Source organism: Macellibacteroides sp. (assembly GCF_050251695.1).
In the GTDB taxonomy this organism is placed as follows: domain Bacteria; phylum Bacteroidota; class Bacteroidia; order Bacteroidales; family Tannerellaceae; genus Macellibacteroides; species Macellibacteroides fermentans.
Genome location: NZ_JBFWMI010000019.1, coordinates 1 through 15,138, shown reverse-complemented (window position 1 = coordinate 15,138; position 15,138 = coordinate 1). Strand labels below are relative to the sequence as shown.

The 15,138-nt window shown below is 38.7% G+C and carries 10 protein-coding genes and 1 pseudogene; 5 read left to right on the top strand and 6 right to left on the bottom strand.

What is annotated here, in order from left to right; all coding sequences use genetic code 11:
• Positions 1–106: 106 nt before the first annotated feature.
• The 4 genes from lysS (at position 107) to AB7E53_RS04680 (ending at position 5,361) form a co-directional block, all read left to right on the top strand.
• On the top strand, positions 107–1,837 hold the full coding sequence (gene lysS / locus AB7E53_RS04695) for a lysine--tRNA ligase (RefSeq protein ID WP_446774450.1): 1,731 nt from the start codon (positions 107–109) through the stop codon (positions 1,835–1,837).
• A gap of 10 nt (positions 1,838–1,847) precedes the next feature.
• Positions 1,848–2,843, top strand: a complete 996-nt coding sequence (locus AB7E53_RS04690) for an NAD(P)H-dependent glycerol-3-phosphate dehydrogenase (RefSeq protein WP_068185690.1) — start codon at positions 1,848–1,850, stop codon at positions 2,841–2,843.
• 14 nt (positions 2,844–2,857) lie between these two features.
• Positions 2,858–4,201, top strand: a complete 1,344-nt coding sequence (locus tag AB7E53_RS04685) for a glucose-6-phosphate isomerase (protein WP_179399420.1) — start codon at positions 2,858–2,860, stop codon at positions 4,199–4,201.
• Positions 4,202–4,461: 260 nt separating this feature from the next.
• Positions 4,462–5,361 carry a PIG-L deacetylase family protein gene (locus tag AB7E53_RS04680; protein WP_179399419.1) on the top strand — a complete coding sequence of 300 codons (900 nt, stop codon included), beginning with the start codon at positions 4,462–4,464 and terminating at the stop codon, positions 5,359–5,361.
• 152 nt (positions 5,362–5,513) lie between these two features.
• On the opposite strand, the gene AB7E53_RS04675 is transcribed toward AB7E53_RS04680, so the two are convergent.
• Positions 5,514–7,997, bottom strand: a complete 2,484-nt coding sequence (locus AB7E53_RS04675; protein WP_446774448.1) for a glycoside hydrolase family 9 protein — start codon at positions 7,995–7,997, stop codon at positions 5,514–5,516.
• A gap of 283 nt (positions 7,998–8,280) precedes the next feature.
• Here AB7E53_RS04675 and AB7E53_RS04670 point away from each other — a divergent pair, with 283 nt between their 5' ends.
• Positions 8,281–9,009 (top strand): HAD family hydrolase, encoded by a 729-nt coding sequence (locus tag AB7E53_RS04670; protein WP_179399417.1) that lies wholly within the window; start codon positions 8,281–8,283, stop codon positions 9,007–9,009.
• A 64-nt stretch (positions 9,010–9,073) separates the two neighbouring features.
• Here the strand turns inward: AB7E53_RS04670 and AB7E53_RS04665 are convergent, their stop codons facing one another.
• The 5 genes and pseudogenes from AB7E53_RS04665 to AB7E53_RS04645 form a co-directional block, all read right to left on the bottom strand.
• Complete coding sequence (locus tag AB7E53_RS04665; protein WP_079682032.1) at positions 9,074–10,069, bottom strand: acyl-ACP desaturase; 996 nt, start codon at positions 10,067–10,069, stop codon at positions 9,074–9,076.
• A 104-nt stretch (positions 10,070–10,173) separates the two neighbouring features.
• The gene (locus tag AB7E53_RS04660; protein ID WP_446774446.1) at positions 10,174–10,908 is read right to left on the bottom strand and encodes a lysophospholipid acyltransferase family protein; all 735 of its coding nucleotides are present in this window, start codon (positions 10,906–10,908) and stop codon (positions 10,174–10,176) included.
• Between the two features lie 151 nt (positions 10,909–11,059).
• Positions 11,060–12,259: an MFS transporter gene (locus tag AB7E53_RS04655; RefSeq protein ID WP_446774444.1), complete on the bottom strand. Its 1,200-nt coding sequence runs from the start codon at positions 12,257–12,259 to the stop codon at positions 11,060–11,062.
• 72 nt (positions 12,260–12,331) lie between these two features.
• Complete coding sequence (locus AB7E53_RS04650) at positions 12,332–14,887, bottom strand: M1 family aminopeptidase (protein WP_446774442.1); 2,556 nt, start codon at positions 14,885–14,887, stop codon at positions 12,332–12,334.
• Positions 14,888–15,021: 134 nt separating this feature from the next.
• Positions 15,022–15,138 (bottom strand): annotated as a pseudogene (locus AB7E53_RS04645) (sugar phosphate isomerase/epimerase family protein); the annotation flags it as partial.

Below are 15,138 nucleotides of genomic sequence, written 5' to 3'. Positions count from 1 at the left end.
AAATACATTCGAAATGACTGCGTATAAGTAATTTTAGTATTACCTATAGCTACTTTCAACATAAAGTTTTGTACTTTTGTCCCGTATTTTACAAAAAAATAGCATAATGAATCTAATTGATCTGAGCGAACAGGAAGTCATAAGGCGCAATAGCATGGAACAATTGCGGAGTATCGGGGTAGAACCATATCCAGCCGCAGAGTATGTAACGAATGCTTATTCAAATGAAATTAAAGCATCGTTTAAAGACGACGCAGACCGCAGACCGGTACAAATTGCGGGACGTATTATGAGTCGCCGTATCATGGGCAAGGCTTCTTTTATGGAATTACAAGATTCCGAAGGTCGTATTCAAGTATATATCACCCGTGATGACATCTGTCCCGGGGAAGACAAAGAGTTATACAACACCGTATTTAAAAAGCTACTCGACATTGGTGACTTTGTTGGAGTTAAGGGTTTTGTATTCCGTACTCAGATGGGAGAAATTTCCATTCATGCAGAAGAGCTGACAGTTCTATCCAAATCACTTAAGCCTCTGCCTGTTGTAAAAGTTAAAGACGGGGTTGTGTTTGATGGATTTACCGACCCGGAAATGCGTTATCGCCAACGCTACGTAGATCTTATTGTTAACGAAGGTGTAAAAGATATCTTTATTAAACGTACGAAGATATTCAATTCCATGCGCGAATTTTTCAATGAGCGTGGCTATATTGAAGTTGACACTCCGGTTCTGCAAAGCATCCCGGGTGGAGCAAGTGCACGACCATTCGTCACCCACCATAATGCACTGGATATTCCTTTATACTTACGTATTGCAAACGAATTATATCTGAAAAGACTGATTGTAGGAGGTTTTGAAGGTGTTTATGAGTTTAGCCGTAATTTCCGTAATGAAGGTATGGACAGGACTCACAATCCTGAATTTACTGCTATGGAAATATATGTAGCCTATAAAGACTATAATTGGATGATGGCATTTACAGAACAGATGCTTGAAAAAATATGTATGGATGTTCATGGAACTACAAAGGTAAAGATGGGTGAAAAGGAAATAGATTTCAAGGCCCCATACAAACGTGTAACCATGATTGACTCCATTAAGGAACATACTGGCATCGATATCAGTGGCATGAACGAAGATCAACTTCGGGATGTGTGCAAACAACTGAATATCGAGCAAGATGAGACTATGGGTAAAGGCAAGCTTATTGATCAGATTTTTGGAGAAAAATGTGAAGGATTATACATCCAGCCTACTTTTATAACCGATTATCCTATCGAAATGTCACCTCTTACCAAAAAGCATCGTACCAATCCGGAGCTTACGGAGCGTTTCGAATTAATGGTTAATGGTAAAGAACTTGCCAATGCGTATTCAGAGCTTAATGACCCGATCGATCAACGTGCTCGTTTTGAAGAACAACTTCGTTTGTCTGAGAAGGGTGATGATGAAGCGATGTTTATCGACAACGACTTTCTTCGTGCCCTCGAATATGGTATGCCTCCTACAAGTGGTATGGGTATCGGTATGGATCGCTTAGTAATGTTCATGACTGGTCAGGAAAGCATTCAGGAAGTTTTATTCTTCCCGCAAATGCGCCCGGAAAAGACTATAAAAAAAGATAGCGCAGACAAATATGCCGCCCTGGGAATTGACGAAGCTTGGGTTCCGGCCTTACAAAAAGCCGGCTATCTCACTATTGAGACCTTGAAGGGATTAAACCCAAACAAGTTAAGACAAGAACTTTGTGAGATGAATAAAAAATATAAACTGGAATTATCGAATCCTACTGCCGAAGAAGTGGAAGCCTGGATTGCAAATGCCGACAAATAAATCCGAACGTATGAATTTGCCTGGAAAAATTGCTATTATGGGAGGAGGTAGCTGGGCTACTGCACTGGCCAAGATTGTGTTGTCTACGCAAGGCAGCATCAACTGGTATATGCGGCGTCCGGAAAGCGTTGAAGAGTTCAAGCAATTGGAACATAATCCACGCTATTTAACTGCTGTAAAGTTCGATATCAGTCGTATTACATTTTACACAAATATAAATCAGATAATAAAGGATTCGGATACATTAATTTTTGCTACACCATCTCCCTTTTTAAAACAACATCTGAAAAAAGTAAAAGCATCTTTGACTGATAAATTTATCATTTCAGCCATCAAAGGACTTGTTCCTGATGAAAATATGCTTATTACAGATTATTTTGCTGAATATTTTAAGGTACCTATTGAAAATATAGCTGTACTTGGAGGTCCTTGTCATGCTGAAGAAATAGCTTTAGAAAGACTTTCATATATCACATTGGCTTGTCCGGATATAGAAAAAGTTAAAGCGATTTCTCCTGTATTTAAAAATCAATACCTGATGAACTCTGTCTGTAAGGATGTTATCGGGATTGAATATGCATCTGTATTAAAGAATGTATATGCTATTGTAGCCGGAATATGCCATGGGATGAAATACGGAGACAACTTTCAAGCTGTGTTTATTTCAAATGCTATTGAAGAGATGCGCAACTTTGTAGATGCGATTCACGGCCTGGAAAGAGACATCACAGACTCTGTATATCTTGGAGATCTGCTGGTAACGGCCTATTCTCGCTTTAGCAGAAACAGGACTTTCGGAACAATGATCGGGAAAGGATATTCTGTTAAAACTGCTCAACTCGAGATGGAGATGATTGCAGAAGGATACTACGGCACCAAATGCATTTACGAGATTAACAAAAAATACAATGTAAAGATGCCAATACTCAATGCATTGTATGATATTTTATACGAAAAGAAATCTCCGACTACCGTAATCCGGCAGTTGACTGAAACGTTTAAATAAATTCAAATTGATATATGAAGAACATCAGTTTAAACATTGACAAGGTTCTGGGAACAGTTTCAAAAAAACAGATTCTGGATCAGGAAACAAAAGCAAACAATTGCATCGCCACTCTGCATAATGGCGACGGTAAAGGAAACGATTTTTTGGGTTGGTTACACCTCCCCTCTTCCATTACTGACGAGGAACTTACTGATATCGAAAATACGGCCAACATTCTTCGCGAAAAATGTGAAGTAGTGGTAGCTGTGGGGATTGGCGGTAGCTATTTAGGCACAAAAGCCGTAGTTGATGCTCTTAACAACAGCTTCGATTTCCTTCTTAAAGAACGCAAGAATCCGATTCTTTTATATGCCGGACAAAATATCGGTGAAGATTACTTATATGAGCTTACTGAAATTCTGAAAGGCAAACAATTCGGAATCATCAATATTTCCAAATCAGGTACTACAACTGAACCGGCTTTGGCATTTCGTATTTTGAAGAAACAGTTGGAGGATGCTGTTGGTAAAGAAGAGGCTAAAACCCGTATCGTTGCCATTACAGACAAATCTAAGGGTGCGTTGCGCACTTTAGCGACAAAAGAGGGCTACAAAACATTTATTATTCCTGATAATGTTGGTGGTCGTTTTTCTGTTCTTACTCCAGTAGGTTTACTTCCCATTGCTGTAGCTGGTATCAGCATCCGCGAATTAGTTGCCGGAGCTGTATCTATGGAAAAAAAGACAGGAATCGAAGTTCCTTTCGAAGAAAATCTTTCGGCTGTATATGCAGCTGTTCGCAACGAATTATATAAGAGCGGTAAAAGCATCGAAATATTGGCAAATTTCCATCCAAAACTCCATTATATTGGTGAATGGTGGAAACAGCTTTACGGAGAAAGCGAAGGAAAAGACAATAAGGGTATTTTCCCCGCAGCAGTAGATCTCACCACAGATCTTCACTCTATGGGCCAGTGGATTCAGGAAGGCGAGCGTACCATCTTTGAGACAGTTATATCCATTGAATCTCCCGACCACCGAGTAGAAATTCCTGCAGACGATGCAGATCTTGACGGATTGAATTTCCTTGCAGGCAAACGTGTGGACGAAGTAAACAAGATGGCCGAACTTGGTACTCAACTGGCACACGTTGATGGAGGTGTACCAAATATCAAAATCACTCTTCCTGCGGTAAACGCATATTATATTGGTCAGCTTTTCTATTTCTTTGAAAAAGCATGCGGTATAAGCGGCTATATGTTAGGAGTAAATCCGTTTGACCAGCCAGGTGTGGAAGCGTACAAAAAGAATATGTTTGCATTGTTGAACAAACCTGGATACGAAAAAGAAAGCGAAGCTATCAAAGCTAAACTATAATACTTTTTAATTTGAATGAATGGCTACTTAGATTATTCTGAGTAGCCATTATTTTTTAGCCCTGTCTATTCAGTATAGATTCGCATTTGAAAAACGAACTTAACACACCTGATTTTATCGCTAGCACGACCTGTGTAAATTTAGAATCGAAGAAAAAAGATTACAAACTAATAAATCTATAAAAAAATTCTTTACTTTGTTCAATAGAATTAAATGAATAATACTGAGTATTTATTCGACACCTTATATTTTAAACTACTATGAAACAGAGATTTATTTTGCTGGTACTGTTACTGATCTTCCCTTGTGTTAACATGCTGAGCTCAGAAGAATCAAAAGATTCAAAACGTGTGATAATCATTTGCGCTCACCCGGACGACTGTGAAATAACCAGTGGCGGTCTTGCACTTCTTTTTACAGCTGCCGGACACGAGGTAAAATGCGTATCCCTCACGAATGGGAACAAAGGACATCAATCTTACACCCCCATTGAATTAGCTGCTGTTAGGTTGAAAGAAACCGAAGAGGTTGCAAAAAGGCTAAAATGTGCATACGAAGTTGTTAACATAAATGATGGTGAGCTACTTCCAACGCTCGAAAATCGATTAGAAGTTATTCGCTTAATAAGGGAATGGAAAGCAGATATAGTAATCACCCATCGTCCCTTCGATTATCATCCAGATCATAGAAATGCCTCACTCCTGGTTCAGGATGCAGCTTTTATGGTAACAGTACCTCAAATGCTTCCGGAGGTACCTGCTATCAAAAACAATCCATTATTTTTATATACAAGAGATCGCTTTACAACACCGTTGCCCTTTCGATCAGACATTGTGATAGACATAACGCCGGTAATTAAAGAGAAAGCCAACCTACTGGATGCACATGTTTCGCAAGTGTATGAATGGCTACCCTGGATAAACCAATCAAATGACATCATACCCTCAGACAAAGAAGGAAGACTTAACTACCTCGAAAAAAACTATGTAATCAAAAGAGGATTTATAACAGAAAAGGATAAAGAATTACTTTACAAATGGTATAGATATACAGATTTAAGTAAAGTAAAAGCTATTGAATCCTTTCAAATATGTGAATACGGTAAACAGCCAACAGAAGCAGAAATCCGGGATCTATTTCCTGGCTACTCTGCAAAATAATAAGAGCAATCCATTCCTTTCAGGAAAGATTCACTTTTCGTAACTAGTTTATCTTTAAATAAACGCCCAAAAGTAAATGCAATTACTTTTGGGCGTTTATTTAAAGAATTATTGCTGCTTTGTTATTTAAGATAAAACAGCCAGGATTATCATCAATAACCTGTAGCATCACGCATGGGAACAAACGTATATCCTCTTTTTTTCAATGTTTTGATTAGTTTATCCAACCGATTATAAAACTTATCAGTCCGGTCAGGATGCGTACCAAGATGGACCAATAACAAATGTCCGTTCAACCCATCAGCTTCTTCAACTTTGATAATTTGATTGAATATATCCTTGCTACTACGATAGTTTTTCATATCAGGAGTTGTATAATCAGCATTAGATCCGGTACCAGGTGTAAAATTTACGATTTTCAAACCCATACCCTGTGCCCAGCCGGCAATCTCTTCGTTATACCATTCGTAAGGAGGTATAAATAGAGGAGCATCCGCTGGATGAATACCTGCTTTAGCCATCAAATTATAATTTTCAACTATATCTTTTGTAAATACCTCTCTGCTTATCAAAGTAGAATCTCTATTTTCCCATGCACAATAAAGAAGATGATCATTTGAATGAGCTCCCAAATAATGTCCATCCTGTTTTAAAGATTTGATTACATCAGGAAAATCTCTATAAAAACCGCCGGTAAAGAAGAATGCCCCCTGAACATGATTACGTTTTAATGTCTCTCGGATAATATCGGCACCATCCGCTTTATCGGCCGCCGTAAAAACCAATGTCAACTGTTTTTTTGAAGGATCGGTACGAACTATTCCTCCTGCCACCTCGATGTTTCGAGAGGTGTTATGCTTTGATAATTCCATACCATCCTTTTGCATAGCAGAAAGATAATAAGTAAGACTTGCCGTTCCATCCATTGTTGGCTCATTGGTTGAATAGTCAGAGACGTCGTCGTGGTACACGACTAAATCCGATTGGAAAGGAGCATATAAGTCCGGCTCAGTAATTTTAACACCCAACAATCCATTAAAAATAGCACCGTAAACAGGTCCGTCTACTAATCCGCCCGGAGTATTTCCTATACCGCCAACAACATACGAAGAATGTGGAAACTCAGGATAGTCTCCCCACGACGGAAGGCCAACTATCATGCTTGTACCCCATGGGTTACAACCAAACAGCCAATCCCTTAAAGCCGCCTCCATTTCATCGTAACGAATATCGCCGGTGGTCTCCCGATACAATCGGCATTGAGTTAACAAAGCTGCAACTAAATTATTTGAACACCATATATAAGGTATACCATTGAGAAATGGATTTTCCTTTGCTTTTTCAAATACACGTTCAATTCCAGTACGCATGTTCCGTTTAAACTCATCGCTAACTCGCTTATCGGTCGAATTTCCAAGTCTGTAATGCCCTACGTTCATAAATGGATACCACTGATAATGTCGGGCACTATCAGCCCCCATCCAGGGAGTAACGGGTTCCATCCTGCCATAATTTACAGCCAGCTTCATGTATTTTTCATCTTTGGTCGACTTATACAATTCAACAGCTGCCAATTGCATGTCGTCCACCCAATTATCCTCCTCATAAAAATATGGAGCAGAACCCGGGGCTGTCTGGCATGCTCCCGGATATTGCACGCCAAGGTCGAAAGCATCAGCAGCCTTAGCCCCTATTTCTTTTGCAAAATCAGGATAAAATCCGGACAACACTTTAGAACCTAAGGCAAAACAAGAAGAAAACTTTCCAGCTGTAGAGGCTATTCCGGTAGCTCTGTTCTTATGTTTAATCAATCCCTGAGGTTCTCCGGTACAAAAGTAGACCGGTCTGCCAGTACCTTTACCCCATCCATAATCTACCGAGTCTCTTGTAGGCAATCTGAAACCAGCATGATCCCTGTCATCCGCAATCTGATTAAACATCATTCCCTTCACCGGATTCATCTTGTTCAACCAGTCAAGTCCCCATTTAATCTCGTCAACTATATCCGGAATCCCATTAGACCCAGGATGTCCATTCGCTTGATAAGCATCACCAAATGATTCCGGATTTTGTTGGTATGCCAGCATCATCTGATATATTGCGTTGGAAGAGGTGGCCGTATACTGTAGATAATCCGTTGCATCGTGCCAACCGCCGGTAACATCAATCTTCTCACCCGAACGGGTTGGATGATAAACAATATAACCATCGTGCAGGTGACAACTATCTTTTAGCCATGGATTGTACCCACATCTTTGCTGACGCATATAATGGAGCAAAAAATCGGCTGTACCATCATATACATGTGCGTTAATCCTGAACACCGGAGAAACAGCATTACCCGCTTTTAAATAATATGTTCCGGTACCTTCAAATGCACTAAAGTTCAATCGGTAAGTAGATTGCATTTTACCATATCTGCCAGCGGATTTCAGTGAATTAAAAGTAAGAATTGTAGAATGGGTGTAAGCATCTTTCAATTCAAAACGTTCTAAATCAATGGGCGATTCACTCATATATACAGCTATCTTTTTCGAATCAGGAAGGTACCCCAATTGGTTCACGCGGATCCATTCTCCAGCACGGGCAAAAAAGAAAACAAATAAGAGAACTGAAATACAAAATAATTTTTTCATATGTATTGATTTATATAATAACTTAAGGCTATAACAAAAAGCTGACTTTAATAATAAGACTAATTAAAAAGAAAAAGTCCTCAACTATTTATCATTTTTTAAAGATTAATACTGAGTCGGCAAATCAACAATACAGTTTACAAATACCTTAATAGAATAGTTTTATTAACTATATAATCTTTTTAAACAAAGATAACTACTTTTTAAGACAAACAACAGGATAGCATTTGATTACACGAACATTTTAGTGTAATTTTGTATTATACTTTAAAAGACAAATAAAATGATTCAACGAGCTATTCAAAGCTATCTGCATAGACATTCGTACCCTATATTAAATCCCAAAGCCGTTTTATTTGATATGGATGGAGTATTATACGATTCCATGCGTTATCATGCCCGTGCATGGTCTGAAACCTCCAGTCTGCATCAACTCATCTCAACCCCCGAAGACTTTTATATGTTTGAAGGAAGGACCGGCGAAAGCACCATTAATATTCTTTTTCAACGTACGTTCGGGAGAGATGCAACTGAGGAAGAAAAAGCGCAAATGTATAAACAGAAATCCGAGTTGTTCAATCATTATAATGATGGAGCCACTATGGATGGAGCTACCGAGGTGATTTCGAATGTTAAGAGACATGGACTACAAACACTTGTGGTTACCGGCTCAGGACAGGAATCATTACTTTCTAAATTAAATCAATCCTTTCCCAATTGCTTTGAAAGAGAAAAGATGGTTACGGCCTACGATGTGGAGTATGGGAAACCTCATCCGGAACCATATCTTATCGGACTAAATAAAGCGGGAGTTCAACCCTGGGAGGCCTTTGTTGTAGAAAATGCACCAATGGGTGTAGAAGCATCCGTTGCTGCAGGCATTTTCACTATAGCCGTTAATACCGGTCCTTTGCCAGACAGTGTACTATTGGGTGCAGGAGCAGACATTCTCTTTCCAAGTATGGCTGATCTGGCTGCAGCCTGGGATGATATCATGAAAGCTTGTAGATAAAAAAATCCATCTTCCTGCGAATTGAATCTGTCAGGGAGATGGAATATTCTATGTATAAATAGGCCTATTTTACTAAAGGAGTTACCCACTTAAAGACATAAGGTTCTGAAGGGATAACCAACCTTTCAGATATTTTAGCCATTCGTGCAGGCAATTTCATAAGAAAATCCCTTGCTCGTTCGGCCTCATCTGTAAGTCCTGTTATTTTATCTATTTTCCACTTTTCAATCAGCTTTTCCATAATAGCTATATAGTCGCTTGTTGTGTAAACGCCGATACGTTGTGCTGAATTAGAAAACTGTTCGAATGCCGTACTTATTTTCTGTCCGGATTCTCTCAAGAAGTGGGCTGGCATTACAATTTTTTGCCTCATCATATAGCTAAAGGCCAGCATCATTTCACTTGGATCCAATTCAAAGATTCGTCTTACAAACTCACTATATGCCAGATGATGCCTCATTTCGTCGCCTGCAATTCGTCGGCACATACGTGCCAATTTATCATTACCACCCTTTTTAGCCAATTCAGCAATACCGTTATGGGACGTAAATGTAGCTAATTCCTGAAAACTGGTATACACAAAATTCTTGTAAGGATCCCTGCCTGTACCTATATCAAATCCATCGTTAATAAGATGCTGGGTTGTTTGCTCAATTTCTCTCATATTTACCCGTCCCGACAGATAGAGATACTTATTAAGCACATCCCCGTGTCTGTTTTCTTCTCCGGTCCATTGTCTGATCCATTTTGACCAGCCATTTCTGGTTTCCGAATCACCATTTACAACACCTTCAACCTCCATCAACCAAGACTCATAGGTAGGTAAAGCTTCCTCGGTTATGGTGTCGCCAACCAGTACAACCCAGAAATCGTATGGTAAATCTTTAGCCAATTCCCGCAACTCCCTTAAGTCTTCATAAAAGGTCTCGCTACCAGAATCAGGGAGGAAATCAGTTGGTTGCCAAATCTTTTCGACAGGAATTAAATATTGATTCACAAAACTATCAATATTTTGTTCCAGGAAGTGCATCACTTCTAAACGTATATTTTTTAATGCCATTAGGAATAATTTAATTGTGAGTAATAGGTTGCATTTACAACAAAAAAACACATAGCTTAAACTTAAACCATGAAGTATATTATTAAGTTGAAAAACACCTTCAACTAATTGCGCACAGAACCAACAACTGCTTTTTCAGTTCTTTCAAATATTTCTGCAAAAGACAAACCTTCAATTGCAAAAGGAGGATGAATAGTAAATGTAAGCTTATTTCCAATTCCTAATGGAAAAGATCCCCAAGGTGTCATTTTCCAGGAATTATTGATAGTTAACGGAACCATGTAAGCCGAAGGTGCATACTTGCACAGTAACTTCAATCCACTTTCGGCAAAAGGCTTTGGAACACCCGTCTTACTCCTGGTACCTTCAGGAAATATAACGACCGATCTCTTATTTTGTTCAATATACTCTGCAATCTTTTTAATGGCAGGCAGACTCTGTCTGGGGTCTTTACGATCAATTACAACCGAACCGCCATGATTTAAATTATAGGAAATACTGGGTATACCCTTAGCTAATTCAATTTTACTAATATATTTGGGGTGCACTTTACGCATAAACCATCCGATAGCAGTAATATCATACATACTTTGATGATTGGCTGCAATTATAAGAGGTACACCTTGAGGTAACAACTCCAGATTCTCAAATTTATAAGAAGTTCCCAATACATACGTATTCGCCACCAAAAAGTAACTTAATACATCCACACTCTTTTTATGAGCATTATAACCAAACAAATTAAAACATATCCACTGAATCGGATGAAATAACAGTAATGTTAAAAAAAATAGCAAATAATATACTATAGACAATGGATAAGAAATTAACTTTTGCATACAAACATATTTTATAACAATTAATGAGTCGCGTTAAAGATCACTCACTAACTCGGCTTAAAAACAATTTTAAAAGATCTATTGTTCAAAAAATAACATCAATCAACATCACCAGGATAACAAAAAATCAATAATTCAATCACTTACTCAATCACACTTTCCGCTTTACATTAGGTAAAAAATAGGTAACTATACCCAGTAAAGGCATAAAAGATACGAGATGATAGATATACTCTATACCCTTTTCGTCGGCTATATTTCCCATAATTGCAGCCGAAATTCCGGCAATACCAAAAGCCAATCCAAAGAAAAGGCCGGAAATAAGTCCCAGTTTCATAGGCAGCAACTCTTGTGCATACACTAAAATTGCTGAAAATGCAGAAGATAAAATCAAACCGATAACCAAACTCAAAATACAGGTCCACTGTAAGTCGGCATAGGGCATCATTAAACTAAAAGGAGCCGTCCCAAGAATCGATACCCAGATTACATACTTACGTCCTACCTTATCACCAATCGGTCCGCCGAGCAGGGTTCCCAGAGCAATGGCAAAAAGAAATCCGAATAAATAAAATTGAGATTGTTGTACGGTAACTCCAAATTTTTCAATCAGATAAAACGTATAATAATTGGTCAGACTCGCCATGTACACATACTTTGAAAAAATAAGTATCAGCAAAACTATCAGCGATAGAATCAATTTCGGGCGGGATATGGCCAGGTGTTTTATGGGCTGCATAGTATTCTTTCCTGACTTTAATTCCTTCAGTTTTCTTTTGTACCACTTACAGATAGGAATCATTACAAGAATACAGATTACAGACAATATTGAGAATAAAGCAATATGTTTCTGACCGTATGGGGCAATAATCAAAGCAACCAATAAAGGTCCTAACGATCCCCCGAGATTTCCACCTACCTGAAACAAAGACTGTGCCATTCCACGTTTACCTCCCGAAGCAATAGATGTAAGTCGGGATGCCTCCGGATGGAGTATGGAAGACCCGATGCCGACCAAAAATACAGCGACTACAGTAAGTGTTACGGTATGAGCAAAAGCAAGTGTAGTTAACCCAGTCATCGTAAAGGTCATTCCTACCGGAAGAAACCATGGATTTGGTCTTTTATCCAGATAAAAACCAACAACAGGTTGAAATACAGAAGCCGATATCTGATAGACCAGTGTAATTAAACCGATCTGAGCAAAACTCAAAGCCAAACTCTCCTTTAGCAAGGGATAAACAGCCGAAATCACAGACTGCAATGTATCATTAGCCAAATGTGAAAAACTTAGTGCCAGTAAAATACCGAAAGAGGTTCCGGTTGCCGCATTGTCTTTGAACTTATTCATTAAATTACTTTTTTCGAGGTGCAAAGATAAAGCTAATAATTGCAGAAGCCAAAGAATCTTTGAGGAACCTCCTTAATCCTCGTTACACCGAAATAACGGGTAAGCTGCCTGGAGTATCTTATTTTTCAATAGAGGCGGGTATTGCGGATTATCTTTCAAAAAGTCCTGTACTTCTTGGTATGCATCCATACTTCTGTACCCTCCTAATAACGCACCCACCCATCCTCTTGGAAAAAAGATATCGCCGGTTCGTTGCACATCCCGCAATGCATCTAGAGCCGGACGTATATATTTGACAGAATAATCCTGACGTGTTGGATGATTTAGATAATAAAGCACCGTCTGAGTCCAAGGTTCAATGCGTCGGTTTGACGGAATAAGAAGTGATTCAAAAAGATTATCCAATCTGGTTGTGTCGTGATTCAATGCCCGTGCCACATAATCATATTCCCTGATACGATCCGGATTTGTGATCCGCTCCCTTTGCTTAGCAAGAATGGCTGCACTCCTTTCAGGCATCCTGATAGCCAGTTCATAAGAGAGAGTTATATAATCCCGTTCGCTTAGTAATTCACTTTTTCCGTCACTCCATATACCATATAGCGCTTCAATAACATCCGGCGAAACAACCATACTCATCAAGGCTCGAAGCAATTGTAATCTGACAGATGGAAGTTTATGAGTCTGATACAGCTCATACATCCGTTGTTCAATAAACAAACGGGGTTCACCGTTCAAGTCATTAACACAACTATTCAAATATCCAACAAGGGCAGAAGCAATAATCGGATTACTTTCAATAGGTAAACCCTTTAACAGGGTATTTGCTATAAGGGAAGGAGACAAACGCTTCGATTGATAATTCTCGTATAAAGTCATAAGTAACGAAAGACGGCAAACTTCATCCTTCTCTGAAAACCAATTATCCACAATATATTGAACAGCCTCTGAAGAGAGGAGAAAGCGCCCATAACCTCTACCATCCGTATTTGGAAGCACATAATCCGGATAAAAATCGAGAGGCAGTTCAAGTATACTATCCGTAAGATTTATTTCCCTTGAAATTGTTTTCTTTCCACAGAGCGTTACATTAAAACGTTGTGGCCAAAATATCCCTCTATTCAAGAGATCTCTTTGGCGGACAATAAGACGATTACCTTTAAGTTCCATATCTATTTCAGGCATACCCTTCTGATTTACCCATACATCGCTAAATTGTTTTAAATCTGCATCGGTTTTACTATCTAAAATAGAAACGAGATCATCCCACGTTGCATTTCCATAGGCATAAGTACTTAAGTATTCCTGAATACCGCTTTGAAATGCCTCTTGCCCAATCAACTCCACAAGTTTTTCCATAACAATAGGAGCTTTATTGTAGATAATCTGACCGTAGATGAGTCCGGAGTTTCGTAAATTATCAAGAGGCTGACGTATAGACGTTGTTCCGGGTGTACGGTCTTCGCCTAATGAGGAAATATAAAATGTTCGTAAATTAGAAAGCCTATGATTTACGTCAGGGAAAAGAGGTTCAGTAATTCTTGCTGCAAAATAATTAGCAAAAACCTCTTTGGTCCACACATCATTAAACCAATTCATAGTAACTAAATCACCGAACCACATATGTGCAGTTTCGTGAGCAATCAATAATGTCCGGCCCAGTTCTTCATCAGGTGTAGGATGTTCATCTAAAAACATTCTTCTATCATTATAAAGAGTTGCACCCGTATGTTCCATACCACCATATTGAAATCCGGGAAGTATTATCAAATCGTATTTTGCAAATGGATAAGGTACACCCGTATATTCTTCCATCCACTTGATAGATGCAAAAACCTGATGAAAAATTGTATCCAGCTGAATCAGTTTTTGAGGATCCGTTTCCCGGTGATATACCGCAATTTTTTGTCCGTTCTGAAACTGTTCTGTACGGTTTAACAAACCGGCAACAAAAGAAAATAGATAAGTGCTGAGAGGTTCGGTAGGTGCGAAATGAATTTCTTTACGGTCATTAGTAGTTTTCTCATTTATAATTGCGGTATTGGATACGGCTGTCCAACGGGCAGGAATATCCAGCTGCAAGCTAAACTCAGCCTTCAGATTAGGTTGATCAAAACAAGGAAAAAGTGTACGTGCCCTATCTGGAACCAACAAAGTATAAAGATATTCGGCATTACGGTTCAGCGACTGATCCTCAGCAACAAACTGCACAGTAATCTGATTATCGCCCTTCTTTACTACCGATTCAGGAATTACAATATGCTCATTAACAATCCATTTTTTCACTTGTCTCCCATTGGCCCATATTTTATAAATCTTATCCTTATTTATACGACAGTCCAGAAGTACTCCGCCAAATTCATTTGTTTTATCTACATTAGTCCGGTTAAGCATAAAATCCATAACAACTTTACCTGAAACCTCTTCATTTTTATCTTCCGGAATTTTAAAGTATAATTTATATTTCAATCCGGAAACTTCCTGTTTCCGTAATTCGGCCAACTCCAAAGAAACACCTGGATTAAAAACAGGGCCATTCATCATTTTGTAACCCGAACAAGATCCGAATAATAACATCGTAAATGTAAATGAAATCCAGAGAGACAATTGATATTTAAATTGATGCATAGTTTGTAAAATAAGATCGTAACACAAAGATACAGCATTGAAAAGAATTAAACTACGGCTCTGTAAGGAAATAAAGAAACGAGGATGGTTCAAATTAATGAATCATCCTCGTTTCTTTATTTATTTACGCAAAATTATTTCACGTATTCTGCTTTGTTCAGGAAGTCGAAGCTCTGTTGTACACTGGCAACAGGATCGTTGTTAGTATATTGTTCAACTTCTACGTACCAGTCTTTTATATTATTGGCATT

What these genes read in the sequence shown, in the direction of transcription:
- AB7E53_RS04655 (WP_446774444.1), bottom strand. Translation starts at nt 12,259, where the DNA reads ATGAATAAGTTCAAAGACAATGCGGCAACCGGAACCTCTTTCGGTATT.
- AB7E53_RS04690 (WP_068185690.1), top strand. Translation starts at nt 1,848, where the DNA reads ATGAATTTGCCTGGAAAAATTGCTATTATGGGAGGAGGTAGCTGGGCT.
- AB7E53_RS04650 (WP_446774442.1), bottom strand. Translation starts at nt 14,887, where the DNA reads ATGCATCAATTTAAATATCAATTGTCTCTCTGGATTTCATTTACATTT.
- AB7E53_RS04670 (WP_179399417.1), top strand. Translation starts at nt 8,281, where the DNA reads ATGATTCAACGAGCTATTCAAAGCTATCTGCATAGACATTCGTACCCT.
- AB7E53_RS04685 (WP_179399420.1), top strand. Translation starts at nt 2,858, where the DNA reads ATGAAGAACATCAGTTTAAACATTGACAAGGTTCTGGGAACAGTTTCA.
- lysS (WP_446774450.1), top strand. Translation starts at nt 107, where the DNA reads ATGAATCTAATTGATCTGAGCGAACAGGAAGTCATAAGGCGCAATAGC.
- AB7E53_RS04680 (WP_179399419.1), top strand. Translation starts at nt 4,462, where the DNA reads ATGAAACAGAGATTTATTTTGCTGGTACTGTTACTGATCTTCCCTTGT.
- AB7E53_RS04660 (WP_446774446.1), bottom strand. Translation starts at nt 10,908, where the DNA reads ATGCAAAAGTTAATTTCTTATCCATTGTCTATAGTATATTATTTGCTA.
- AB7E53_RS04665 (WP_079682032.1), bottom strand. Translation starts at nt 10,069, where the DNA reads ATGGCATTAAAAAATATACGTTTAGAAGTGATGCACTTCCTGGAACAA.
- AB7E53_RS04675 (WP_446774448.1), bottom strand. Translation starts at nt 7,997, where the DNA reads ATGAAAAAATTATTTTGTATTTCAGTTCTCTTATTTGTTTTCTTTTTT.